The organism is Citrobacter sp. Cpo147, assembly GCF_030332405.1.
Lineage (GTDB): Bacteria > Pseudomonadota > Gammaproteobacteria > Enterobacterales > Enterobacteriaceae > Citrobacter > Citrobacter portucalensis.
In genome coordinates this window covers 109929-134523 of sequence record NZ_JAOWHX010000029.1, presented here as the reverse complement: position 1 = coordinate 134523, position 24595 = coordinate 109929, and the positions used below count along the sequence as shown (strand labels likewise).

The following is a 24595-nucleotide window of genomic DNA, read 5'->3' as shown; positions in this document are numbered from 1 at the left end:
TATCAGATCAAAATCACAAAAAAACGTTACGAAACCCTATACTTTATTTCGAAGAAAGAAATCGAAAGACTTCGGAGGAAGTATGTTTATCATCTCAAGCAAAATGATGCTGAAGAAGGCGCAGCAAGAAGGCTATGCCGTACCGGCGTTTAACATTCACAACCTGGAGACCTTACAGGTTGTCGTGGAAACAGCAGCCGAACTACGCTCTCCGTTGATCGTCGCCGGCACACCTGGCACTTTTAGTTATGCCGGGGTCGGTAACATCGTTGCAATCGCCAGTGAACTGGCAAGAAGCTGGAACCATCCTCTCGCCATCCATCTCGATCACCATGAAAGCGCCACCGATATTGAAGCGAAAGTCGCTACAGGCATTCGCTCCGTGATGATCGATGGTTCCCATCTGCCGTTTGCCGACAACATTGCATTAGTTAAACACGTAACAGACTACTGCCACCGCTATGACGTTAGCGTTGAAGCTGAGCTGGGACGGCTGGGTGGGCAAGAAGATGACCTGATCGTGGACGGAAAAGACGCGCTATATACCCACCCAGAACAGGCTCGGGAGTTCGTGGAAAAAACGGGTATCGACTCACTGGCTGTCGCGATTGGCACAGCTCATGGTCTGTATAACGCTGAACCTAAACTGGATTTCGATCGACTAGCCGAGATTCGTCAGCACGTTGATATCCCACTGGTTTTACATGGCGCATCTGGCCTGCCTACACATGATATTAAGCGCGCAATCTCCTTAGGGGTCTGCAAAGTTAACGTCGCTACCGAACTTAAAATCGCCTTTGCTGGCGCACTCAAAACCTACCTGAGCGCACATACCGATGCGAACGACCCACGGCATTACATGATGCCAGCAAAAGCGGCCATGAAAGAGGTAGTACGTAGGGTGATTGCCGACTGCGGCTGCGAAGGAAAGTTGTAATTGATTAATTAATTCGAATTGTACGGGTTCTGACAAAGGTCTGTTTTTAAAGCTGGATCACGAAAGATGCTTTTACCCTTTGCCTTCAATCCAAAAATATTATGAAGATAAACAAAAGATATCGGAGATAGAAGTGAAAGAAATAATCTCTCGTCATAAAGCAGGTGAGCATTTAGGTATTTGTTCTGTTTGTTCAGCCCATCCGCTGGTTATTGAATCTGCATTACGTTTTGATCTCAATACGAACACGAAAGTTCTAATCGAAGCGACCTCTAATCAGGTTAATCAGTTTGGTGGTTATACCGGGATGAAACCCGCTGATTTCCGTGACTTTGTCTATAGCATCGCACAAGCGGTTGGTTTTCCTCGCGAAAGGCTGATTCTGGGTGGCGATCATCTCGGCCCTAACTGCTGGCAAAACGAACCTGCGGCAGAAGCGATGGAAAAATCCGTAGCCTTAATCAAAGCTTACGTTGCCGCAGGGTTCAGCAAAATCCATCTTGATGCTTCGATGTCCTGTGCTGACGACCCAACGCCGTTAGATCCAATGGTTGTTGCCCAGCGAGCAGCCGTACTTTGCCAGGCCGCAGAAACAACGGCAACCGAAGAACAGAAACACCATCTGACTTACGTTATTGGAACAGAAGTTCCCGTACCAGGCGGAGAAGCCAGCACCATTGGCACCGTTCATGTCACACGCGAAGAAGATGCCGCCCGGACACTGGAAACCCATCAGGTTGCCTTCCGCGCATTAGGGCTTGAAGAGGCGTTAACTCGTGTAATCGCCATTGTGGTTCAACCCGGCGTCGAGTTCGATCACACCCAAATCATTCACTACCAACCACAAGCAGCAGAAGCGCTATCCGCCTGGATAAAAGAGACACCAATGGTCTACGAAGCGCATTCTACCGATTATCAAACCCGCCAGGCATACCGTGCTCTGGTACGCGATCACTATGCAATATTGAAAGTGGGTCCGGCACTCACCTTTGCCCTGCGCGAAGCTATTTTTGCTCTTGCGCAAATGGAAAATGAACTGATCTCCCCAGAACAACGGAGCCGGGTTCTGGAAGTAATTGACGAAGTAATGTTGAATGAACCGGACTACTGGAAAAAATATTATCGCCCAACCTGGAGCCAGGCGATGGTCGATATTCACTTCAGCCTCTCCGACCGTATTCGTTACTACTGGCCGCATCCCCGCATTCGTCAAAGTGTAGAGAAATTAATCACCAACCTTAATGACATCGCTTTACCACTGGGACTCATTAGCCAGTTTATGCCCGTGCAATTTGAACGCCTGACTGAAGGGACGTTAACCGCCACACCACACAATCTGATTATCGACAAAATCCAGGACGTTCTGCGCGCCTATCGCTTTGGTTGCGCACCAGTAATTGCCTGAAATCTGGAGAATATATGAGCCAACTTTTTGTTCGAACAGGAATTAACTTTAGCTCGTGTCAGCATGCGCTGACACATATTGGGGAGGAGATGCTGGCCAAAGGGGTCGTGTATGAAAGCTATCCGCAGGCCCTGATTGAGCGTGAAGCAACTTTTCCAACCGGAATAGCGCTGGAACGTCATGCCGTTGCGATTCCACATTGTGAAGCTGTGCATGCGATATCCCCTGCTATCTATCTGATTCGCCCGGATACACCGGTCAACTTTCAACAAGCAGATGATGACGAAGAGATAGCCGTCTCTTTAATTATCGCCTTAATCGTTGAGAACCCGACTGCGCAGCTGAAGCTCCTGCGTCGTCTGTTTAGTGAGCTACAAAACCCGAACACCATTGAAGCATTGCTGAATGCGCCTGATGCAGAACTGGCCATGCTCTTTCGGGAAAAAATCCTTGAGTCTGAGCCCTGCGCACAGGCTTGATAAAAAACTGATAATAAAAGGAATACCCTATGAAACGTAAAGTAATTGTGGCCTGTGGCGGTGCTGTAGCAACTTCAACAATGGCGGCAGAAGAAATTAAAGAACTCTGTGAAGCCAACAATATCCAACTCGACCTGGTTCAATGTCGGGTAACAGAAATCGAAACCTATATGGATGGAGCGGATCTTATCTGTACCACCGCCCGCGTTGACCGTACGTTTGGCGATATCCCAGTGGTCCACGGCATGCCTTTTGTTTCAGGTGTGGGTATCGAAGCATTACAGCAAAAAATACTGACTATCCTCGTGGGGTAACGCCATGTTTAGCGAAATAATGCGTTATATCCTGGACTTAGGTCCAACGGTTATGCTGCCGTTAGTGATCATCATCTTCTCAAAATTGCTGGGAATGAAGCTCGGGGATTGTTTTAAATCAGGTTTGCATATCGGGATTGGCTTCGTCGGTATCGGTCTGGTGATCGGCCTGATGCTGGACTCTATTGGCCCTGCCGCAAAAGCAATGGCAGAACAATTTCAAATCAACCTGCATGTCATCGATGTCGGTTGGCCTGGCTCATCACCAATGACCTGGGCTTCGCAAATTGCGTTAATTGCGATTCCAGTCGCCATTGGGGTGAATATCCTGATGCTGGTTACCCGCATGACCCGTGTGGTGAACGTCGACATCTGGAATATCTGGCATATGACATTTACCGGTGCCATGTTGCATCTGGCGACCGGCTCATACTGGCTGGGCATTCTCGGCGTGGTTGTTCATGCCGCCTTCGTCTATAAACTGGGTGACTGGTTTGCCAAAGACACGCGCGACTTTTTTGGCCTGGAAGGCATTGCCATTCCACACGGTTCCTCGGCATACCTGGGCCCGATAGCTGTCCTGGTTGATACGATCATTGAAAAAATCCCCGGACTGAACCGCATTCATTTCAGCGCGGATGATGTCCAAAAACGCTTCGGACCCTTCGGCGAACCTGTAACCGTCGGTTTTGTGATGGGATTAGTGATCGGCATGCTGGCTGGATATGACGTTAAAGCTGTGCTGCAACTGGCGGTGAAAACGGCTGCCGTTATGTTGCTCATGCCGCGTGTCATTAAACCGATTATGGATGGCCTGACTCCTATTGCTAAACATGCCCGTAAACGCCTGCAGGCAAAATTTGGCGGACAGGAGTTCTTAATCGGTCTGGATCCTGCACTACTGCTCGGCCATACGTCGGTGGTTTCCGCCAGTCTAATCTTTATCCCGCTGACCATTCTGATTGCTGTTCTGGTACCCGGAAACCAGGTTCTGCCATTCGGCGATCTCGCGACCATTGGTTTCTTTGTCGCCATGGCGGTAGCCGTTCATCAGGGGAACCTGTTCCGCACGCTGATCTCTGGCGTCATCATTATGGGTATCACCCTGTGGATAGCCACACAAACTATTGGTTTACATACCCAGCTTGCCGCTAATGCAGGCGCATTGAAAGCCGGTGGCATGGTGGCCTCAATGGATCAGGGCGGCTCCCCAATCACCTGGCTGCTAATCCAGCTCTTCACCTGGCAGAACGTGGTGGGCTTCATCATCATCGCTGCTATTTACCTGTTGGGTGTATTGCTGACCTGGCGTCGGGCACGTAATTTCGTGGCGGCTGAAAAAGCGGCAGCCATAACGGAAAGCCAGACCGCATCTTAATTTCTGGGGAGCATTTGCTCCCCTTCACATTTCTGGAGACACTTATGAAATCAGTGGTTATTCACGCTGAGGGCGACGTACGCGTTGAAGAACGTCCCATACCACAACTGCAAACTGATGAAGATGTATTGGTCAAAGTGGTCAGTTCAGGGCTTTGCGGCTCAGACATTCCCCGTATCTTCAATCATGGTGCGCACTATTATCCAATCACGCTCGGGCATGAGTTCAGTGGTTATGTTGAGTCCTACGGCGCAAGCGTAACCGACTTACAACCCGGTGATGCCGTGGCCTGCGTACCGCTGCTTCCCTGCTTTCATTGCCCTCAGTGCGAGCGGGGATACTTCTCGTTATGTAAACAATATCAGTTTGTCGGTTCACGAAGCGAAGGCGGGAACGCAGAATATGTGGTTGTAAAACGCGCCAACCTGTTCCACCTGCCTTCAGATATGCCGATTGATGATGGCGCATTCATTGAACCGATTACCGTCGGTCTGCATGCTTTTCATCTGGCTCAGGGATGCGAAGGGAAAAATGTGATTATCGTTGGTGCTGGTACTATCGGTTTGCTGGCAATGCAATGTGCCCGTGAACTCGGTGCAAAAAGTATCACGGCGATTGATATCAACCCGCAAAAGCTGGCATTAGCAAAAGAACTGGGGGCAACCCATGTGTTTAATAGTCGTGAGATGAGTGCGGCTGAGATCCACGCGGGCCTGGAAAATATTCAGTTTGACCAACTCGTGCTGGAAACAGCGGGAACCCCGCAAACTGTGACGCTGTCGATTGAGATTGCAGGCCCTCGTGCTCAACTAGCGTTAGTCGGCACATTGCATCACGATCTGACGCTTGCTTCAGGTGTCTTTGGGCAAATATTACGTAAAGAATTAACCATTCTTGGCAGTTGGATGAACTATTCCAGCCCATGGCCTGGAGAAGAGTGGGAAACCGCTGCCCGTTTATTGACGGAAAAACGCTTACAGCTTGAGCCGTTAATTGCTCACACTGGCGATGCCGAAAGCTTTGCCAGCACCGTCAAGTCACTCCACGGCGCGCCGATGCAAGGAAAAATTCTACTCAAACTATCCTGAACCCATGAGCCAGCAACCTGCGCTGGCTCACATTTACTTTCGAAATTTGGCGTTCACCTTTCGCAATCCTTCGATTAAACTAGTGATAATTAAATTATCAGGCAAATCAATATGAACTCATTTGAGAGAAGGAATAAAATTGTCGACCTGATTAACACGCAAGGCAGCGTACTGGTAATGGACCTTTCGAATACCTTTGGTATTTCTGAAGTAACCATTCGCGCCGACCTACGGTTATTAGAAGAGAAGGGTCTGGTCACCCGTTTTCACGGCGGTGCGGCAAAACCAGGAAGCCATCTGGCTGAAGGTGACAATCAGGAAGTGTTATTAGAAGATCGGTATCAGCTTGCCAGCGATCCCAAAAAACGGATTGCCCAGGCCGCAACGGCAATGGTTGAGGAAGGAATGACCGTAATTCTGGATAGCGGAAGCACCACCTTATTGATTGCTGAAGCGCTAAACCGAAAAAGTAATATCACCGTTATTACCAATAGCCTGCCTGCCGCGTTCACGTTATCGGAAAACAAAGACATTACGCTGGTCGTCTGCGGCGGCACTGTGCGCCACAAAACGCATTCAATGCATGGCACTATCGCTGAACGTTCCCTACAAGGAATAAGCGCTGACCTGATGTTCGTGGGCGCTGACGGGATTGATGCTACTAACGGTATTACGACCTTCAACGAAGGTTATTCGATTAGTAGCGTGATGGCGGCGGCAGCACATAAGGTCATTGCCGTACTGGACGCGACAAAATTTAATCGACGTGGTTTTAATCAGGTGCTGCCAATGGAAAAGATTAACTGCGTAATAACCGACGACAGTATCAGCAAACAGGATAAATCAGCGCTGGCCAAAACAGGCGTTGAACTGCTGGTCGTTTAAATTACCCGCCACATCTCCCCTTTTGTCGCGCCAACGCGTTGCAGTTTACCTTTTAGCTGCAACGCTTTCAGATAGCGTTCTACGGTCCGGACTGAGATTTCACACTCATTAGCGATACCTTTGGCGGATCTGCTCGGCTGATTCGACAATATTTGTAGAATGCGTTTGTCTATATCCAGTAAATCAGCCGACATTTCTTCCGACAAGGCTGATGGTTTTCCCAATCCCTCCTGCAAAGCAGAGATAAAGAGGAGATGCCCTACCAGCCATCGCAGCCCAATGCCCCATCAACTCACCAATTTCAATGACCTGGATGAGGATCAATGGAGTGACCACGAAAGGCGGTTGGTAGGTGCTCACTTTTACTCTCCCTGTTGTTCCAGCGCGTGCTTATACAACGCATTTTTTTTCACGCCATGGATTTCAGCAGCCAGCGCGGCGGCCTTTTTCAGCGGCAGTTCTGCCTGCAATAAGGCCAACGTACGCAGCGCATCGGCAGGAAGGTCGTCTTCCTGCGCTTTATGCCCTTCGACAATCAGCACCATTTCACCTTTACGACGGTTTTCATCTTCCTTGACCCACGCCAGCAATTCACCGACCGGTGCACCGTGAATAGTTTCCCAGGTTTTGGTCAGCTCGCGCGCCAGCACCACGTAACGGGATTCGCCCCACACGGCAACCATGTCTTCCAGGCTATCCAGCAAGCGGTGGGTAGATTCATAAAAAATAAGCGTACGCGGCTCGGCCTCAATAGCTTTCATCGCATCACGACGCCCTTTCGATTTGGCAGGCAGAAATCCTTCATAGCAAAAACGGTCTGAAGGCAGGCCTGCAGCGCTCAGGGCAGCAATCGCCGCACAAGGACCAGGCAGAGGAACAACGCGGATCCCCGCTTCGCGACAGGTACGCACCAGATGGTAGCCAGGATCGTTAATCAGCGGCGTTCCGGCATCGGAAACCAGCGCAATGTTTTGTCCTTCTTTGAGCTTCGCGACCAGCGTTTCGGCCTTTTGCTGCTCGTTGTGGTCATGTAGCGCGAACAGACGCGCGTTAATCGCGAAGTGTTGTAACAATAATCCTGTATGACGAGTGTCTTCAGCGGCAATCAAATCAACGGCTTGTAAAACTTCGAGCGCTCGTTGGGTAATATCAGCCAAATTTCCTATAGGAGTAGGTACAATAAAGAGTTGGCCTTGAGAATTATCCGCCGATTCGTGTTGTTTCATTGTGTCGTCCGTATTGCCGATTTAATATTGAGCATTGAGTAAAAAAATATCACTGGATACAGTATGGTACCCTCAACATTTTCTCGTTTGAAAGCCGCACGCGCGCTACCAGTCATTCTGGCAGCACTGATTTTCGCAGGCTGTGGCACCCAGGCGCCAGACCAGAGTGCAGCCCATATGCAGGGCACTGCGCAGGCTGATTCCGGCTTTTATCTGCAACAAATGCAGCAAAGCTCAGATGATAGCAAGACCAACTGGCAATTACTCGCCATTCGTGCACTGCTGAAAGAAGGCAAGAGCCAGCAGGCAATCGAACTGTTTAACCAGCTACCGCAGAAGCTAAGCGATACCCAGCAGCGTGAGCAGTCACTGCTGGCCGTCGAGATTAAGCTCGCGCAGAAAGATGTCGCTGGCGCACAGGCCCTGCTGGATAAGTTAACTCCCGCCGATTTCGATCAAAACCAACAGGCACGCTACTGGCAGGCGCAAATCGACGTCAACCAGGGCCGCCCATCTCTGACGCTGCTGCGCGCCCTGATCGCCCAGGAACCGCTGCTGGCCGCGAATGCTAAGCAGAAAAATATGGACGCCACCTGGCAGGCGCTGTCGTCCATGACCCAGGAGCAAGCTCAGGCGCTGGTCATCAATGCTGATGAAAATGTGCTGCAAGGCTGGCTGGATCTTCAGCGCGTCTGGTTCGATAACCGTAACGATCCGGACATGATGAAAGCCGGTATTGCGGACTGGCAGAAACGTTATCCGCAAAACCCAGGGGCAAAACTGTTACCAACACAGTTGGTTAACGTGCAGAGCTTTAAGCCCGCCTCCACCAGCAAAATCGCCCTGCTGTTACCACTGAACGGTCAGGCCGCTGTATTTGGCCGTACTATTCAGCAAGGCTTTGAAGCTGCGAAAAACATGGGCACTCAACCTGTCGCAGCCCCTGTTGCTGTCGCACCTGCCGCAGTTCCAGCTGCTACGACTACTACGGAACAGCCGCAAACGACTGACGGCGTTGCCAGCCCGTCTCAGGCGTCAGTAAGCGATCTGACCAACGAGACGCCGGCTCAGCCAGAAACACCTGCTGTGCAGCCCGCAGCACCCGCTCAGCCAACAACCGCCAGCGCACCGGCGAATCCGTCCGCTGAGCTGAAAATCTACGACACTTCATCACAGCCGCTGAACCAGATCCTGACTCAGGTTCAGCAGGATGGCGCCAGCATCGTGGTTGGCCCACTGTTGAAGAACAATGTTGAAGAGCTGATGAAAAGCAACACGCCATTGAACGTCCTGGCGCTTAACCAGCCGGAGTCGGTGAAAAATCTGCCGAACGTCTGCTACTTCGCCCTGTCGCCAGAAGATGAAGCGCGCGACGCCGCACGCCACATCCGCGATCAGGGAAAACAGACGCCGCTGTTGTTGATTCCACGGAGTTCATTAGGCGATCGCGTTGCCAACGCCTTTGCACAGGAATGGCAAAAACTGGGTGGCGGCGTGGTATTGCAGCAGAAGTTCGGCTCCACCGCTGAACTTAAAATGGGCGTCAACGGCGGCTCAGGGATTTCCCTGACAGGCAGCCCGGTGGCCTCCTCTGTGCCAGCCCAACCCGGCGTGACGATTGGCGGTCTGACCATCCCGGCAGCACCTACCGATGCGCAAATCACCGGCGGTAGCGGTCGTGTTGATGCCGTGTATATTCTGGCGACGCCGGAAGAAATTGCATTTATTAAGCCGATGATCGCCATGCGCAACGGCAGCCAGAGCGGAGCAACACTGTACGCCAGCTCTCGTAGTGCGCAGGGCACTGCCGGCCCGGATTTCCGTCTGGAGATGGAAGGCTTGCAGTACAGCGAAATTCCGATGCTGGCAGGCGCTAACGCGCCTCTCATGCAGCAGGCGCTTGGCGCGGTTCGTAACGACTACTCGCTGGCGCGTATGTATGCCATGGGTGTCGATGCCTGGTCGCTTGCCAACCACTTCTCGCAAATGCGTCAGGTGCAGGGTTTCGAAATTAACGGTAATACCGGGGCCTTAACCGCAACGCAGGATTGTGTGATTAACAGGAAGTTATCATGGCTCAAATACCAGCAAGGACAAGTCGTCCCCGCCAGTTAACGAGTAAACAGACCGGTGACGCGTGGGAATCCACCGCGCGTGACTGGCTGCTGAGCAAGGGACTGCATTTTATCGCCGCCAACGTGCGTGAACGTGGCGGCGAAATCGACTTGATAATGCGTGAAGGCAACACCACCGTATTTGTTGAGGTTCGCTACCGACGCTCAGCACAGTTCGGCGGTGCGGCGGCGAGTGTGACCCGGAGCAAACAACACAAATTATTACAGACCGCCCGCTTGTGGCTTGCGCGCCACAATGGGAGTTTTGATACTGTGGATTGCCGGTTCGATGTGTTAGCCTTCACCGGAAATGATGTTGAGTGGTTTAAGGACGCGTTCAACGACCGCTCATAGTTGAAGATTCAGAGCCTGGTTCTTAAGGATTAGCGTGTTAGATAGAATTAAAGTCTGCTTTACAGAAAGCATTCAAACTCAGATAGCTGCGGCTGAAGCACTTCCGGATGCAATCTCCCGTGCCGCCATGACGCTGGTTCAGTCCCTGCTCAATGGCAACAAAATTCTCTGTTGTGGTAATGGGACGTCCGCTGCCAACGCACAGCATTTTGCTGCCAGCATGATCAATCGTTTTGAAACAGAACGCCCAAGTTTACCTGCGATTGCACTAAATACTGATAATGTGGTCTTAACTGCGATTGCCAACGATCGCCTGCACGACGAAGTTTATGCAAAACAAGTCCGTGCGCTGGGACATGCAGGTGATGTTCTGCTGGCAATCTCTACGCGTGGTAATAGCCGCGATATCGTAAAAGCCGTTGAAGCCGCCGTGACACGCGACATGACAATCGTCGCGCTGACCGGGTATGACGGAGGGGAACTGGCCGGATTACTGGGGCCACAGGATGTTGAAATCCGTATTCCCTCACACCACAGCGCCCGCGTTCAGGAAATGCACATGCTGACGGTCAACTGCCTTTGCGATCTTATCGATAACACGCTTTTCCCTCACCAGGATGATTAAGGAGTACACATGAAGGCATTTTCGCCGCTTGCTGTGATTATCGCTGCACTGCTGCTGCAAGGCTGTGTCGCTGCCGCCGTTGTTGGAACTGCAGCTGTCGGGACTAAAGCCGCGACGGATCCTCGTAGTGTCGGCACCCAGGTTGATGACGGAACCCTGGAATTACGCGTCAATACGGCGTTGTCGAAAGATGCCCAGATCAAGAAAGAAGCGCGAATCAACGTGAGCGCATATCAGGGTAAAGTGCTGCTGGTCGGCCAGTCGCCGAATAGCGAACTGTCTGCACGTGCAAAACAGATTGCGATGGGCGTAGAAGGTACGACTGAGGTCTTTAATGAGATCCGTCAGGGCCAGCCAATTGGTCTGGGCGATGCGTCCAACGATACCTGGATAACCACCAAAGTACGTTCCCAGTTACTGACCAGCGATCAGGTGAAATCCTCTAACGTGAAAGTAACGACTGAGAACGGGGAAGTGTTCCTGTTAGGTCTGGTGACCGAGCGTGAAGCGAAGGCGGCGGCGGATATCGCCAGCCGGGTAAGCGGCGTGAAACGCGTCACGACAGCCTTTACGTTTATTAAGTAACACGCCTGTAGATGGCATCTTATCCGGCCTACAGAACGTAATCGTTTGTAGGCCGGATAAGATGCCATCCGGCATTTTTTTATTTAGCCCTTTCGCGTAGCTCAGAAGAGGTCAGGATCGAAACCCCTTCATGCCCAGGCGCCAGCGCTTCTGCCAGCATTGCCCGAGCAACATCGCGCGCTTCAATCGACTTCCAGTTACCCGGCAGCAGCCTGAACAACGGCGCTAAAAACATCTCATTCGTCCGCTGCTTGTCCCTATCACCCAGGAGCATTGAAGGCCGGACAATCGTCAGCCGTGGCCAATTCTGCGCGATCAGCGCCTGCTCCATTTCACCTTTCACCCGATTATAAAAAAACGGTGAATTCGCATTGGCACCCATCGAACTCACTACCAGCATATGCTGGGCGCCTAACCTACGTCCCGTCAGGGCCGTATCTACCACCAGCGTATAGTCAGCATGGATAAACGCCTCTTTGCTGCCCGCTTCACGCCGGGTAGTCCCCAAACAACAAAAGACAATATCGACCGGATCGGTGACCTGCGCCAGAGCATCGGTTAGCTGCGGATCATGGGGGTTATAGATACCAACCGTATCAGCCAGCGGTCGACGCGTTGGTGCCGTGATGGCATTGACCCGGGGTTCATTGAGCAGCATACGCAGCAAATGTCCGCCCACCAGCCCCGTGGCTCCCGTTATTAACACCTGACTCATCGCTTATCTTCCCCAGGGTCTTCAATCACTCTTCTAACTATAGATCACGCAGCCAGTGCATCTTTTTACCGAAGCCCAGCGTGTTGTCCGTAAATTTGACTTCATCCAGTCGAATCTCCCATACGGGCGCTGGCAGCATTCTGGCAACGGGGAAACGGCGGTTGTAGGCTTTACGCGCGTCTTCGCTCTCCTGCCCCTCAAGACGCCGGATTTCCCCTTTAAACTGTACGCCACGAATCAGAGCGACGGTTTTAGGCTGACCGTTTACTGTACCGGCAATCGGCGCGCGGGGTCCGGACATCTGCGCATGACGCGTTTTCTCTTCAGTCAGCACATAGAACACCATCTTCTGCGCATCAAACAGGTAAAACGCATTGGCGCACCACAATTCACCTTCATGGTGTACGCACCAGGTCACGACGTGCTGTTTTGCCAGCCAGCGAGACACCGCAGTCAGTGTTTCCATTTCTGTTCTCTTTTATACTGTAGGCCTGAAAATTATCACGTCGATGGTAACAATGACACCCTGGTATCTGTACCTGATCCGTACCGCTGACAACGCCTTATACACCGGAATAACCACCGATGTGCAGCGCCGCTATAAGCAGCATCAAAGTGGGAAAGGCGCGAAGGCGCTACGCGGAAAGGGGGAACTCACGTTGGCATTTGCGGCGCAGGTTGGCGACCGTTCACTGGCCCTGCGCATAGAGTATCGCGTCAAACAGCTCACCAAGCGGCAGAAAGAGCGCCTTGTCGAAGGCGAAGGGCTTGAGGCGCTACTGAGCAGCCTGCAAACCCCGGAGCTTAAAAACGATTGAAGTGGTCGTGGTATTCCACAAGGCCCGTCACGCCTTCCAGCGCATCGTCCGCCAGGCGATGAACCTGGAACGCGCTTTCGGTGCCCGGCCAGCGGCAACGCAGGTCATGATGGGCCGCCAGCTCAAAGCCAAAGCGGCTGTACAGGGCCGGATCCCCCAGCGTAACCACAGCTGCGTAGCCAAACTCGTTCAGTGAATCGAGTCCTTCATAGACCAGCTGACGCGCCAGGCCCTGCCCCCGGTAGTTTTCATCCACCGCGAGCGGCGCCATGCCGACCCATTGCAGATCTTCACCCTGAACATCGACTGGGCTGAACGCGACGTAACCCACTACCTGACCTTCGTCATCGGTAGCAACCAGACCCAGCGTTAAGAAACCATCTTCACGCAGGTCGTGCACTAATTTCGCTTCCGCATCGCTCTCAAATGAACGGCGCAGCAGCGCATCAATACCTGGGGCATCAATGGGAATTTCAACTCGAATCAGCATGGCTCACCTACCGAGGTCTGTTTGGTTTCTGGCGACGTTTTCATCCCCGCCTCAACAAAATCTGCCAACTGCATCAACATGACGCGCAATGCTTTAGGCATCTGCTCCAGTTCGATGGCATCCATCAGATTTTTTACGTATAGCCCTAATTCTGTATCACCTTCAATCACCAGACGACGCTGGAAGAAAAGCGTATCCGGATCCTGCTTGCGGGCCACGATCATCAGCAGATCGCTGGCATCGGCGCTAAAACTCACATCCGCATCTGCATTCTGGCTGACGATAAGTTTATCGTTCTCAACAGAGGTATACCATTTGAGGTCAATGTCACGCACATGAATGCTCAGCCAGCGACCTTCGAGAAACTCCAGCTCCCCATCGGCCAGCGCCTGACTAAACTGCCAGCTCAGGACCTGCTCCAGAACCTGGCGCTTCAGCGCAAAGGGCGTCAGTTTAACTGGTACACTCATCAGAGAAGGACCAAATTGTACTAAGCGTGAACGCAGTTTATCCAACACGAGCTTTACTCCCTGTTTCAATAGTCCTGCTATTTTGCCATATCAAATAAACGACATAGCGGCATAAATCAACAATTCGATGCGAAATTGTTACCTCTTTATTGGTGTCACCAATACGACTTTAACTGCCTCAAATCAAAAATTGTCTCAGCAAGGTTAACTAAAATCCCCATTCGTTAACATTTCTGCGCCCATCACGGCGCAACGTTCAGGATAAATTATGGAGCTGCTCTGCCCTGCCGGAAACCTACCGGCGCTTAAGGCGGCCATCGAGAACGGCGCTGATGCTGTCTACATCGGGCTGAAAGATGATACCAACGCCCGTCATTTCGCCGGCCTTAATTTTACCGAGAAAAAATTGCAGGAAGCGGTGAGTTTTGTCCATCAGCACCGCCGTAAGCTGCACATTGCGATTAACACCTTTGCGCACCCGGATGGTTACGCGCGCTGGCAACGTGCCGTGGATATGGCAGCACAACTCGGTGCAGATGCGCTGATCCTTGCCGACCTCGCCATGCTTGAGTATGCCGCAGAGCGCTACCCGCATATTGAGCGCCATGTCTCTGTTCAGGCATCTGCAACCAATGAAGAGGCAATTAATTTCTATCATCGCAACTTTGACGTCGCCCGTGTGGTACTGCCGCGCGTGCTGTCTATTCATCAGGTGAAACAGCTTGCTCGCGTCACGCCAGTTCCCCTGGAAGTGTTCGCCTTCGGTAGCCTGTGCATTATGGCGGAAGGCCGTTGCTATCTTTCATCCTATCTGACGGGTGAGTCTCCTAACACGGTTGGTGCCTGCTCGCCTGCCCGTTTTGTCCGCTGGCAACAGACCCAACAAGGGCTGGAATCCCGTCTTAATGAAGTGCTGATCGACCGCTACCAGGACGGAGAAAACGCCGGTTATCCGACGCTATGTAAAGGTCGCTATCTGGTTGACGGCGAGCGTTATCATGCGCTGGAAGAACCCACCAGCCTGAACACGCTGGAGCTGCTGCCGGAACTGCTGGCAGCCAATATTGCCTCGGTGAAAATCGAAGGACGTCAGCGCAGCCCGGCCTATGTCAGTCAGGTGGCGAAAGTGTGGCGTCAGGCGATCGACCGCTGTATGGCCGACCCGCAAAACTACGTCCCGCAGGCCGCGTGGATGGAAACGCTCGGTTCAATGTCCGAAGGCACACAGACCACGCTTGGCGCGTATCACCGTAAATGGCAGTGAGAGAAGCAATGAAATATTCCTTAGGGCCGGTGCTGTGGTACTGGCCGAAAGAAACGCTGGAAGATTTTTATCAGCAGGCTGCCGTAAGCCAGGCCGACGTTATCTATCTTGGTGAAGCGGTATGCAGTAAACGCCGCGCCACCAAAGTGGGCGACTGGCTCGATATGGCGAAATCGCTCGCTGGCAGCGGTAAACAAGTTGTGCTGTCAACACTGGCGCTGGTGCAGGCCTCTTCTGAACTGGGAGAGCTGAAGCGCTATGTCGAAAACGGTGACTTCCTGCTGGAAGCCAGCGATCTCGGAGTGGTAAACATGTGCGCCGAGCGTAAGCTGCCGTTTGTCGCCGGGCATGCGCTCAACTGCTACAACGCAGTTACCCTGCGTATGCTGCTCAAACAAGGCATGGTGCGCTGGTGTATGCCGGTAGAGCTTTCCCGCGACTGGCTGGCAAACCTGCTCAACCAGTGTGATGAGCTGGGTATTCGCAATCAGTTTGAAGTTGAGGTGCTGAGCTACGGGCATCTGCCGCTGGCGTACTCTGCCCGCTGCTTTACCGCACGCTCTGAAGACCGTCCAAAAGACGAGTGTGAAACCTGCTGCATAAAATACCCGAACGGGCGTAATGTGCTGTCGCAGGAGAATCAGCAGGTCTTTGTCCTCAACGGGATCCAGACCATGAGCGGCTATGTTTACAACCTCGGCAACGAACTGACATCGATGCAGGGGCTGGTTGATATTGTGCGTCTGTCCCCTTCAGGCACTGAAACATTCGCCATGCTCGACGCCTTCCGCGCCAATGAAAATGGCAGTGCCCCATTACCGCTTGCTGCCCACAGTGACTGTAACGGCTACTGGAAGCGACTGGCTGGACTGGAGCTGCAGGACTAGCCGGATACGGCATAAATACCTTATCGGGCCTACAAATAGCGATCCCGTAGGTCCGATAAGCGCAGCGCCATCGGGCATGTTATATTCGGTACCCGCCGTATAAAGCTCACTTTGTTAACAACATTCGCTAATCTTTAATGCAGTATTAAAAGATTAACCGGTAACAAAGTGAGCCGTTATGACTGACAAAACTATTCCGTTCTCGGTGCTGGATCTGGCGCCGATCCCTGAAGGATCCTCGGCAAAAGAGGCCTTCACACACTCGCTTGATCTCGCTCAACTGGCCGAAAAACGCGGTTATCACCGCTATTGGCTGGCGGAACATCACAACATGACCGGCATCGCCAGCGCTGCTACCTCAGTGCTGATTGGTTATCTGGCTGCTAATACCACCACGCTGCATCTCGGGTCTGGCGGCGTGATGCTGCCTAACCATTCGCCGCTGGTGATCGCCGAGCAGTTCGGTACCCTGAATACGCTGTATCCGGGACGAATCGATCTCGGGCTTGGTCGCGCACCGGGCAGCGATCAGCCAACCATGCGCGCACTGCGCCGCCATATGAGCGGTGATATCGATAACTTCCCACGCGACGTCGCTGAACTGGTGGACTGGTTCGACGCCCGCGATCCTAACCCCCATGTACGTCCGGTTCCCGGCTACGGCGAGCAGATCCCCGTCTGGTTATTAGGCTCCAGCCTGTACAGCGCACAACTGGCGGCCCAGCTTGGTCTGCCGTTTGCCTTCGCCTCGCACTTTGCTCCGGATATGCTGCACCAGGCACTGCATCTGTATCGCAGCCAATTCAAGCCCTCAGCGCGGCTGGAAAAACCGTATGCGATGGTGTGCATCAACATCATAGCCGCCGACAGCAATCGCGACGCCGAGTTTCTTTTCACCTCCATGCAGCAGGCATTTGTGAAGCTGCGTCGTGGCGAAACCGGCCAGCTACCGCCGCCGGTAGAGAATATGCATCAGCTGTGGTCCGCTTCTGAGCAGTACGGCGTACAACAGGCGCTGAGCATGTCGCTGGTCGGTGATAAGGCAAAAGTGCGACATGGTCTCGACGCCATTTTGCGTGAAACCCAGGCTGATGAGATTATGGTTAACGGCCAGATTTTTGATCATCAGGCACGTCTACATTCGTTTGATTTGGCGATGGATGTGAAGCAGGAATTATTGGGATAGTACTATTTGTGCCGGATGGCGGCTACGCCTTATCCGGCCTACACGGTGATGTAGGCCCGGTAAGCGTAGCACCACCGGGCAACGGTTTTACTGATAAACCGGTAACAAATTAACGCTCGACAGAATATGGATAACCGCGTTGCCGATACCGAATACCAGGATCAGCGCAATCATCGGCTTACCGCCCCAGACACGGAATTTCGGGCTACCGAAACGCTCGCGAGATTTACGGGCCAGCAGCGCCGGAACAATGGCGGCCCAGATGGTTGCCGCGAGTCCTGCATAGCCAATGGCGTACAGGAAACCGTTCGGCCATAGCAAGCCACCGATAATTGGCGGGACAAACGTCAGCAATGCCGTTTTGAAACGTCCCATTGCCGAGTCATCAAAGCCAAACAGATCCGCCAGATAGTCAAACAGACCGAGCGTAACACCGAGGAATGAACTCGCCACCGCAAAGTTGGAGAACACCACCAGCAGCAGATCCAGACTGCGGCTATTTAACACACCGCTCAGCGCCTGTACCAGCACATCAATGTTACCGCCTTGCTGTGCAATACCAATAAATTCCGGACGCGGGATATTACCCATCGTCCCCAGTAACCACACGGTATACAGCACCAGCGCCAGCAGCGTGCCGTAAACCAGACACTTAACGATGGTCTTCGGATCTTTGCCGTAGTACTTCATCAGGCTCGGGACATTGCCGTGATAGCCGAATGAGGCCAGACAGAACGGCAGCGTCATCAGCAGGTACGGCGTATACGAAGCGTTGCTTTCCGCCACGTTAAACAACGTTGTGGGCTGAACGTGCCCTAATAAACTGCCGAAAGTCAGGAAAAAGGTAATTACCTTCGCACCCAGCACAATCGCCGTCATGCGGCTCACCGCTTTGGTGCTTAACCACACCACAAACGCCACCAGCAGCGCAAAACCAAGACCTGCCGCACGTGCAGGAACGTTCAACGACATCTCCGAGAAGGTGTGGTGCAGGATTGATCCACTCGCCGAGATATACGCGTAGGTCAGAATATAGAGAACGAAAGCAATCGAGATGCCGTTCACCACGTTCCAGCCTTTGCCCAGCAGATCTTTCGTGATGGTGTCAAAACTGGAGCCAATGCGGTAATTGAGGTTAGCTTCAAGGATCATCAGTCCGGAGTGCAGCATGCAGAACCAGGTAAAGATCAGCGCCGCCATTGACCAGAAGAACCACGCCCCGGACATGACCACTGGCAGAGAAAACATCCCCGCGCCAATAATGGTGCCGCCGATGATCACCACGCCGCCGAGCAGCGAAGGTGACGTTTGGGTGGTGGTTAGTGTTGCCATTTAGCCATCTCTCCAGTCATTTATCTTGTGACTACATCTCAATGTGCTGCACTGTACCAGTACACGAGTACAATTGAAATAAAAAAAGCCCCGATTGTTAAGATCGGGGCCGTATATTTTACTTTACAGCTATAAAGCTAAAAGGCTTATGCATCACCGCCGAAACGACGACGACCAGCAGAGTCATCACGGCGCGGAGCAGAAGAATCGTCACGACGCGGACCACGGTTACCTTCACGACGTTCGCCGCTAAAACGACGACCATCGCCACGACCGCCTTCACGACGTTCACCGCTAAAGTTACGACCTTCACCGCGACCGCCTTCACGACGCTCACCGCTGAAACGACCACCGCCACGACGCTCACCACCGGTGTGCGGAACTGCATCGCCAACCAGCTGCATGTTCATCGGCTTGTTCAGGATGCGAGTACGGGTAAAGTGCTGCAGCACGTCGCCCGGCATACCTTTCGGCAGTTCGATGGTGGAGTGGGAAGCAAACAGCTTGATGTTACCGATGTAACGGCTGCTGATATCACCTTCGTTAGCAATCGCACCAACGATATGACGAACTTCAACACCGTCATCACGGCCCACTTCAATGCGGTACAGCTGCATGTCACCAACGTCACGACGTTCACGACGCGGACGGTCTTCACCACCACGGTCATTACGGTCACGAGGGCCACGATCGTTGCGGTCACGCGGACCACGGTCATCACGGTCGCGGAATTCGCGTTTCGGACGCATCGGCGCATCTGGCGGCAGGATCAGAGGACGTTCGCCCTGAGCCATTTTCAGCAGTGCAGCTGCCAGCGTTTCGATATCCAGCTCTTCTTCCGGCTGCATTTTCGCCAGCAGAGCACGGTACTGATCCAGATCGCTACTTTCCAGCTGCTGCTGTACTTTAGCGGCGAATTTTTCCAGACGGCGTTTGCCCAGCAGATCTGCGTTCGGCAGTTCTACTTCCGGAATAGTCAGCTTCATGGTGCGTTCGATGTTACGCAGCAGACGACGCTCGCGGTTCTCAACGAACAGCAGCGCACGACCCGCACGACCCGCACGACCGGTACGGCCGATACGGTGAACGTAAGACTCGGAATCCATCGGGATGTCGTAGTTGACAACCAGGCTGATACGCTCAACGTCCAGGCCACGGGCCGCAACGTCGGTGGCAATCAGAATATCCAGACGACCATCTTTCAGACGCTCCAGAGTCTGCTCACGCAGGGACTGGTTCATGTCGCCGTTCAGTGCAGCGCTGCTATAACCGCTACGCTCCAGCGCTTCTGCTACTTCCAGGGTCGCATTTTTGGTACGAACGAAGATAATCGCCGCATCAAAATCTTCTGCTTCCAGGAAACGCACCAGCGCTTCATTTTTACGCATGCCCCACACAGTCCAGTAGCTCTGGCTGATGTCAGGACGGGTAGTAACGCTGGACTGAATACGTACTTCCTGCGGCTCTTTCATAAAGCGGCGGGTAATACGACGAATCGCTTCCGGCATGGTTGCAGAGAACAGAGCGGTCTGATGACCTTCCGGGATCTGCGCCATGATGGTTTCAACGTCTTCGATGAAGCCCATACGCAGCATTTCGTCAGCTTCGTCCAGTACCAGACCGCTCAGTTTGGAGAGGTCCAGAGTACCGCGCTTCAGGTGATCCAGCAGACGGCCCGGCGTACCGACGACGATCTGTGGCCCCTGACGCAGGGCACGTAATTGCACGTCATAACGCTGGCCGCCGTACAGGGCAACCACGTTCACGCCGCGCATGTGTTTAGAGAAATCCGTCATGGCTTCTGCAACCTGAACCGCCAGTTCGCGGGTCGGTGCCAGCACCAGAATCTGAGGTGCCTTCAGCTCAGGATCAAGATTGTTGAGCAGCGGTAAAGAGAACGCTGCAGTTTTGCCGCTACCTGTCTGGGCCATACCCAGAACATCGCGGCCGCCCAGCAGATGCGGAATGCACTCTGCCTGGATTGGAGATGGTTTTTCGTAACCCAGATCGTTAAGGGCTTCAAGGATAGGAGCCTTCAGGCCCAGATCTGCAAAAGTGGTTTCGAATTCAGCCATGTAGTACGTGTGCCTCAAAATTAATGGCGGCCAGTCTACATAACTCATCATGAAATTGATCTGCAATTTTCATTGAAAAGTGTGAACCGGCTCAAAGTAGGTGTATTAACGAACAACAACGCCCTCACCCGTGAAGGTGATGGCAATCAAAAAAGATTACGGGCTGATGTGTACGTCAGCTATTGCTGGTCCGATTCTGCCAGGTCATCTTGGTCCTGGCCCAGGAGCGATAATTCCAACAATGCGTATCGGTGCTCAACAAAGTTATGAACGTTGTTAGCCACCGCCAGTTTGAACAATGCCGTAGCGTTGTCCAAATCCCCCAGACTTAGGTAGTACTTACCTAAATAGAAGTTGGTTTCACTGAGATGCTCAGCGAGCGAGGTGTTATCCGTTGCGTCCGCCTTCAGGCGTTCCATCAGCGTTGCTTCGCTAATGTTGCCCAGGTAGAACTCGACAATGTTCCATCCCCATTGCTCTTTATCCGATTTCTCAAAGCGTTGCTTCAACGCTTCTTTAGCCTGCTTCTCATCGAGCTTCTGCTCGGCAAGATAAAGCCACAGACTACGGAAAGGATCATTGGGATCGTCTTGATAAAACGCTAGCAGATCATCTTGCGCTAACTTGTCGCGACCGCCGTAATACAATGCGATACCGCGATTTAAGTGCGCGTAGTTGTAAGTTGGATCAAGCTCAAGTACAGAATCAAACGCTTCATAGGCAGCATCAAAATTGCCTGCCTGCGTTAAATATATACCTAAGTAATTGAATACTTCAGGCATATCTGGTCGGATTGCCAGCGCTTGTGAAAAATCATTTCGCGCCAGTGCCCTCAGACCGAGACTATCATACAACACTCCGCGCTCATATAAAAGCTGTGCGCGTTCGTCATCGGTTAAAGCCCGACTGGCAAGAATTTGTTCCATACGTGCCAGAATCACTTCCTGCTGCAAAGTCGGTTGCAATGGTACTGCGAGGACTTCACTCTTTCGCCAGGCGGAATTACTGCATCCAGCCAGCGTGAGTGCTGTCGCAACGAAACACCAGCGCAAAAAAGGCTTCATTTCCCACTCCCGAAGACAACGATTGAATGAACGTCCAGGTTCCCCGGTTGCTAACAAGGCATCCTGCCGGGTTAAAGGCCCTCCGCTTTCACGGAGGGCAATGGCAACCTTACTCGCCCTGGCTTGCCGGAGCTTCCGGTTCGCCTGCAGGCTGAGACTGCTCAGTTGCTTCTTTAATGCTCAGACGTACACGGCCCTGGCGATCAACTTCCAGAACTTTGACCGGTACTTCCTGGCCCATCTGCAGGTAGTCGGTCACTTTCTCTACGCGCTTGTCAGCGATCTGAGAGATGTGTACCAGACCTTCTTTACCGCCACCGATGGCAACGAACGCGCCAAAGTCAACGATACGGGTCACTTTACCATTGTAGATACGGCCAACTTCGATCTCTGCGGTGATCTCTTCGATACGACGGATAGCATATTTCGCTTTCTCACCGTCGGTCGCAGCAATCTTCACGGTACCATCATCTTCGATTTCAATGGTGGTGCCGGTTTCTTCGGTCAGAGCACGGATAACAGAACCGCCTTTACCGATAACATCTTTGATCTTGTCCGGGCTGATCTTGATGGTGTGGATACGCGGAGCGAACTGAGAAATGTCGCCGCGCGGAGCGTTGATCGCTTGTTCCATCACACCCAGGATGTGCAGACGCGCACCTTTAGCCTGGTTCAGAGCAACCTGCATGATTTCTTTGGTGATACCTTCAATTTTGATATCCATCTGCAGTGCAGAGATACCGTCGCGGGAACCCGCCACTTTGAAGTCCATATCGCCCAGGTGGTCTTCGTCGCCCAGGATGTCAGACAGAACAACAAAGTTGTCGCCTTCTTTCACCAGACCCATCGCGATACCCGCAACGGCGGCTTTGATCGGCACACCTGCGTCCATCAGCGCCAGGGAAGCACCACATACGGAAGCCATGGAAGAAGAACCGTTAGATTCGGTGATTTCAGAAACCACACGCACGGTGTACGGGAATTTATCCAGTTCCGGCATTACTGCCAGTACGCCACGCTTCGCCAGACGGCCGTGACCAATCTCACGACGCTTCGGAGAACCGACCATACCGGTTTCACCTACGCAGTACGGAGGGAAGTTGTAGTGGAACAGGAAGTTGTCAGTACGCTCGCCCATCAGTTCGTCGAGGTTCTGCGCATCACGCGTGGTGCCCAGGGTCGCAGTAACCAGCGCCTGAGTTTCGCCACGGGTGAACAGTGCGGAACCGTGGGTACGCGGCAGAACGCCAGTACGCACGTCCAGGCCACGGATCATGTCTTTTTCACGGCCATCGATGCGCGGCTCGCCTGCCAGTACGCGGCTACGAACAACGTTTTTCTCGATAGCGTGCAGGATTTCACCCAGTTCGTTAGCGTCCAGGGTTTCGTCTTCAGCCACCAGAGTCGCGATGGTTTCAGATTTGATCACGTCAACCTGAGCATAACGCTCTTGTTTGTCAGTGATACGGTAAGCATCGCTCAGACGAGCTTCTGCCAGTGCGGCAACGCGCGCGTTCAGCGCTTCGTTGACGGCTTCTGGCTGCCAGTCCCAACGCGGTTTGCCAGCTTCTTTCGCCAGCTCGTTGATCGCCTGAATCACAACCTGCTGCTGTTCGTGACCGAACACAACAGCGCCCAGCATCTGATCTTCGCTCAGCAGTTCAGCTTCGGATTCAACCATCAGTACGGCTGCTTCAGTACCTGCAACAACCAGGTCCAGCTTGCTTTCTTTCAGTTCGTCCTGAGTCGGGTTCAGTACGTACTGGTCATTGATGTAACCAACACGTGCAGCACCGATCGGGCCGTTGAATGGGATACCAGACAGCGTCAGCGCAGCAGATGCACCAATCATTGCCACGATGTCCGGGTTAACCTGCGGGTTAACGGAAACAACGGTCGCGATAACCTGAACTTCGTTAACGAAGCCTTCCGGGAACAGCGGGCGAACCGGGCGGTCAATCAGACGCGCGATCAGGGTTTCGCCTTCGCTCGGACGGCCTTCACGACGGAAGAAGCTACCCGGGATACGGCCAGCAGCGTAGGTACGCTCCTGATAGTTAACGGTCAGCGGGAAAAAGTCCTGGCCTGGTTTCGCTTTTTTCTGACCAACAACGGTAACGAATACCGCGGTGTCATCCATGCTAACCATAACAGCGGCAGTCGCCTGACGCGCCATCATGCCGGTTTCCAGCGTAACGGTATGCTGACCGTACTGGAATTTACGAACGATCGGATTAAGCAAAATAATATCCTTTCTCTATTTTTTGACGGCACATTTTTGCGCCATCGTTAATACCCGATCTTCTGCGCATCCTCGCGACTAATGACAACCCTAACCCATAAGCATGAGTAAAGCCTCTCATTAGCCGCGCGAACCTCTGCAACGGAAGATCATTCATAGCAACAATACATTAGTTTCCAGCGAATTGCTGCCATCTGCTGGAAAAAAGGGGCCATGAAGGCCCCCTCTTTCTGAAACTCGAAAGAATTAGCGACGCAGGCCCAGACGCTCGATCAGCGCGGTGTAACGTGCAACATCTTTACGTTTCAGGTAGTCGAGCAGTTTACGACGCTGAGAAACCATGCGCAGCAGACCACGACGGCTGTGGTGATCTTTTTTGTGCTCTGCAAAGTGGCCCTGCAGGTGGTTAATCTGTGCAGTCAACAGAGCAACCTGAACATCGGTAGAACCGGTGTCGTTTGCATCACGACCAAACTCAGAAACGATTTTAGCGGTAGCTTCAGTACTTAGAGACATTTTAAAACTCCAAAGTGATAAGAATGAAAGGATGCCGATCTCTAATTCAGCTATCCCAGTGTATACACATCATCCTTCAAACTGACTCTGCGTTGGCTGCGTCCGCTCACCTCAATCACTTACCTAAGTAAGCACTTGAGGGTTAT

At 52.7% G+C, this 24595-nt stretch carries 27 protein-coding genes and 1 pseudogene; 15 read left to right on the top strand and 13 right to left on the bottom strand.

Going from position 1 to position 24595, the window contains the following annotated elements; genetic code table 11:
- Nucleotides 1-82: 82 nt before the first annotated feature.
- The 7 genes from OGY06_RS01665 (at nucleotide 83) to OGY06_RS01635 (ending at nucleotide 6486) form a co-directional block, all read left to right on the top strand.
- The gene (locus tag OGY06_RS01665; RefSeq protein WP_286604510.1) at nucleotides 83-937 is read left to right on the top strand and encodes a tagatose bisphosphate family class II aldolase; all 855 of its coding nucleotides are present in this window, start codon (nucleotides 83-85) and stop codon (nucleotides 935-937) included.
- A 133-nt stretch (nucleotides 938-1070) separates the two neighbouring features.
- Nucleotides 1071-2342 (top strand): tagatose-bisphosphate aldolase subunit GatZ, encoded by a 1272-nt coding sequence (gene gatZ / locus OGY06_RS01660; protein ID WP_003828612.1) that lies wholly within the window; start codon nucleotides 1071-1073, stop codon nucleotides 2340-2342.
- A 14-nt stretch (nucleotides 2343-2356) separates the two neighbouring features.
- On the top strand, nucleotides 2357-2821 hold the full coding sequence (gatA, locus tag OGY06_RS01655; protein ID WP_003828615.1) for a PTS galactitol transporter subunit IIA: 465 nt from the start codon (nucleotides 2357-2359) through the stop codon (nucleotides 2819-2821).
- Nucleotides 2822-2850: 29 nt separating this feature from the next.
- Nucleotides 2851-3135 carry a PTS galactitol transporter subunit IIB gene (gene gatB, locus OGY06_RS01650; RefSeq protein WP_003828616.1) on the top strand — a complete coding sequence of 95 codons (285 nt, stop codon included), beginning with the start codon at nucleotides 2851-2853 and terminating at the stop codon, nucleotides 3133-3135.
- Nucleotides 3136-3139: 4 nt separating this feature from the next.
- A complete protein-coding gene (locus OGY06_RS01645) occupies nucleotides 3140-4513 on the top strand; it encodes a galactitol-specific PTS transporter subunit IIC (protein WP_003828618.1) in 1374 nt (457 codons plus the stop codon).
- Between the two features lie 44 nt (nucleotides 4514-4557).
- Entirely contained in the window at nucleotides 4558-5601 is a 1044-nt protein-coding gene (gatD, locus tag OGY06_RS01640) for a galactitol-1-phosphate 5-dehydrogenase (protein ID WP_063941602.1), read from the top strand.
- Between the two features lie 111 nt (nucleotides 5602-5712).
- On the top strand, nucleotides 5713-6486 hold the full coding sequence (locus tag OGY06_RS01635) for a DeoR/GlpR family DNA-binding transcription regulator (RefSeq protein WP_003828620.1): 774 nt from the start codon (nucleotides 5713-5715) through the stop codon (nucleotides 6484-6486).
- Here OGY06_RS01635 and OGY06_RS01630 read toward each other — a convergent pair.
- The 3 genes and pseudogenes from OGY06_RS01630 to rsmI form a co-directional block, all read right to left on the bottom strand.
- Nucleotides 6483-6680: a winged helix-turn-helix transcriptional regulator gene (locus OGY06_RS01630; protein WP_032934188.1), complete on the bottom strand. Its 198-nt coding sequence runs from the start codon at nucleotides 6678-6680 to the stop codon at nucleotides 6483-6485. The two genes, OGY06_RS01635 and OGY06_RS01630, sit on opposite strands and share 4 nt — an antisense overlap.
- Nucleotides 6681-6732: 52 nt before the next feature.
- Nucleotides 6733-6846: pseudogene (locus OGY06_RS23255) on the bottom strand (Fic family protein); the annotation flags it as partial.
- 2 nt (nucleotides 6847-6848) lie between these two features.
- Nucleotides 6849-7712 (bottom strand): 16S rRNA (cytidine(1402)-2'-O)-methyltransferase, encoded by an 864-nt coding sequence (gene rsmI / locus OGY06_RS01620; protein ID WP_003024942.1) that lies wholly within the window; start codon nucleotides 7710-7712, stop codon nucleotides 6849-6851.
- A gap of 63 nt (nucleotides 7713-7775) precedes the next feature.
- Between rsmI and OGY06_RS01615 the strand changes: the two genes are divergently transcribed.
- From OGY06_RS01615 to dolP, 4 genes are read left to right on the top strand one after another with little or no spacing between them, the layout of a single operon-like run.
- Nucleotides 7776-9827, top strand: coding sequence for a penicillin-binding protein activator (locus OGY06_RS01615; protein ID WP_197385473.1), 2052 nt, complete (start codon nucleotides 7776-7778; stop codon nucleotides 9825-9827).
- Nucleotides 9785-10180 (top strand): YraN family protein, encoded by a 396-nt coding sequence (locus tag OGY06_RS01610; protein ID WP_003828625.1) that lies wholly within the window; start codon nucleotides 9785-9787, stop codon nucleotides 10178-10180. Before OGY06_RS01615 ends, OGY06_RS01610 begins: the two co-directional genes overlap by 43 nt.
- Before the next feature lie 34 nt (nucleotides 10181-10214).
- Nucleotides 10215-10805, top strand: a complete 591-nt coding sequence (diaA, locus tag OGY06_RS01605; RefSeq protein ID WP_003024948.1) for a DnaA initiator-associating protein DiaA — start codon at nucleotides 10215-10217, stop codon at nucleotides 10803-10805.
- Nucleotides 10806-10814: 9 nt separating this feature from the next.
- Nucleotides 10815-11390 carry a division/outer membrane stress-associated lipid-binding lipoprotein gene (dolP, locus tag OGY06_RS01600; RefSeq protein ID WP_003024954.1) on the top strand — a complete coding sequence of 192 codons (576 nt, stop codon included), beginning with the start codon at nucleotides 10815-10817 and terminating at the stop codon, nucleotides 11388-11390.
- A gap of 79 nt (nucleotides 11391-11469) precedes the next feature.
- Here the strand turns inward: dolP and OGY06_RS01595 are convergent, their stop codons facing one another.
- Both OGY06_RS01595 and OGY06_RS01590 read right to left on the bottom strand, forming a co-directional pair.
- On the bottom strand, nucleotides 11470-12105 hold the full coding sequence (locus tag OGY06_RS01595) for an NAD(P)H-binding protein (RefSeq protein ID WP_003828632.1): 636 nt from the start codon (nucleotides 12103-12105) through the stop codon (nucleotides 11470-11472).
- Between the two features lie 37 nt (nucleotides 12106-12142).
- Nucleotides 12143-12571, bottom strand: coding sequence for a YhbP family protein (locus OGY06_RS01590; protein ID WP_003828634.1), 429 nt, complete (start codon nucleotides 12569-12571; stop codon nucleotides 12143-12145).
- Nucleotides 12572-12623: 52 nt separating this feature from the next.
- On the opposite strand from OGY06_RS01590, the gene OGY06_RS01585 reads away from it, so the two are divergent.
- Nucleotides 12624-12923 carry a GIY-YIG nuclease family protein gene (locus OGY06_RS01585; protein ID WP_003828636.1) on the top strand — a complete coding sequence of 100 codons (300 nt, stop codon included), beginning with the start codon at nucleotides 12624-12626 and terminating at the stop codon, nucleotides 12921-12923.
- On the opposite strand, the gene OGY06_RS01580 is transcribed toward OGY06_RS01585, so the two are convergent.
- Together OGY06_RS01580 and ubiT are read right to left on the bottom strand one after the other, a co-directional pair.
- Nucleotides 12910-13413: a GNAT family N-acetyltransferase gene (locus OGY06_RS01580; protein WP_003024966.1), complete on the bottom strand. Its 504-nt coding sequence runs from the start codon at nucleotides 13411-13413 to the stop codon at nucleotides 12910-12912. The genes OGY06_RS01585 and OGY06_RS01580 overlap by 14 nt on opposite strands.
- Nucleotides 13407-13931: a ubiquinone anaerobic biosynthesis accessory factor UbiT gene (gene ubiT / locus OGY06_RS01575; RefSeq protein ID WP_003828637.1), complete on the bottom strand. Its 525-nt coding sequence runs from the start codon at nucleotides 13929-13931 to the stop codon at nucleotides 13407-13409. Before ubiT ends, OGY06_RS01580 begins: the two co-directional genes overlap by 7 nt.
- Nucleotides 13932-14151: 220 nt before the next feature.
- On the opposite strand from ubiT, the gene ubiU reads away from it, so the two are divergent.
- The 3 genes from ubiU to OGY06_RS01560 all read left to right on the top strand — a co-directional run bounded on the left by ubiU (nucleotide 14152) and on the right by OGY06_RS01560 (nucleotide 17220).
- Entirely contained in the window at nucleotides 14152-15147 is a 996-nt protein-coding gene (gene ubiU / locus OGY06_RS01570; RefSeq protein ID WP_003024971.1) for a ubiquinone anaerobic biosynthesis protein UbiU, read from the top strand.
- Nucleotides 15148-15155: 8 nt separating this feature from the next.
- Complete coding sequence (locus tag OGY06_RS01565) at nucleotides 15156-16034, top strand: U32 family peptidase (protein ID WP_412098584.1); 879 nt, start codon at nucleotides 15156-15158, stop codon at nucleotides 16032-16034.
- A gap of 178 nt (nucleotides 16035-16212) precedes the next feature.
- Nucleotides 16213-17220, top strand: a complete 1008-nt coding sequence (locus OGY06_RS01560; protein WP_286604508.1) for a luciferase-like monooxygenase — start codon at nucleotides 16213-16215, stop codon at nucleotides 17218-17220.
- Between the two features lie 87 nt (nucleotides 17221-17307).
- On the opposite strand, the gene mtr is transcribed toward OGY06_RS01560, so the two are convergent.
- The 6 genes from mtr to rpsO form a co-directional block, all read right to left on the bottom strand.
- A complete protein-coding gene (mtr, locus tag OGY06_RS01555) occupies nucleotides 17308-18552 on the bottom strand; it encodes a tryptophan permease (RefSeq protein ID WP_003828642.1) in 1245 nt (414 codons plus the stop codon).
- Nucleotides 18553-18698: 146 nt separating this feature from the next.
- On the bottom strand, nucleotides 18699-20627 hold the full coding sequence (locus OGY06_RS01550) for a DEAD/DEAH family ATP-dependent RNA helicase (RefSeq protein WP_003828643.1): 1929 nt from the start codon (nucleotides 20625-20627) through the stop codon (nucleotides 18699-18701).
- A complete protein-coding gene (yrbN, locus tag OGY06_RS01545; RefSeq protein ID WP_010723222.1) occupies nucleotides 20620-20700 on the bottom strand; it encodes a protein YrbN in 81 nt (26 codons plus the stop codon). Before yrbN ends, OGY06_RS01550 begins: the two co-directional genes overlap by 8 nt.
- A gap of 106 nt (nucleotides 20701-20806) precedes the next feature.
- A complete protein-coding gene (nlpI, locus tag OGY06_RS01540) occupies nucleotides 20807-21691 on the bottom strand; it encodes a lipoprotein NlpI (protein ID WP_003024982.1) in 885 nt (294 codons plus the stop codon).
- A gap of 109 nt (nucleotides 21692-21800) precedes the next feature.
- Nucleotides 21801-23933: a polyribonucleotide nucleotidyltransferase gene (gene pnp, locus OGY06_RS01535; protein WP_008785911.1), complete on the bottom strand. Its 2133-nt coding sequence runs from the start codon at nucleotides 23931-23933 to the stop codon at nucleotides 21801-21803.
- Nucleotides 23934-24179: 246 nt separating this feature from the next.
- The gene (gene rpsO / locus OGY06_RS01530) at nucleotides 24180-24449 is read right to left on the bottom strand and encodes a 30S ribosomal protein S15 (RefSeq protein WP_000059465.1); all 270 of its coding nucleotides are present in this window, start codon (nucleotides 24447-24449) and stop codon (nucleotides 24180-24182) included.
- Nucleotides 24450-24595: the final 146 nt, after the last annotated feature.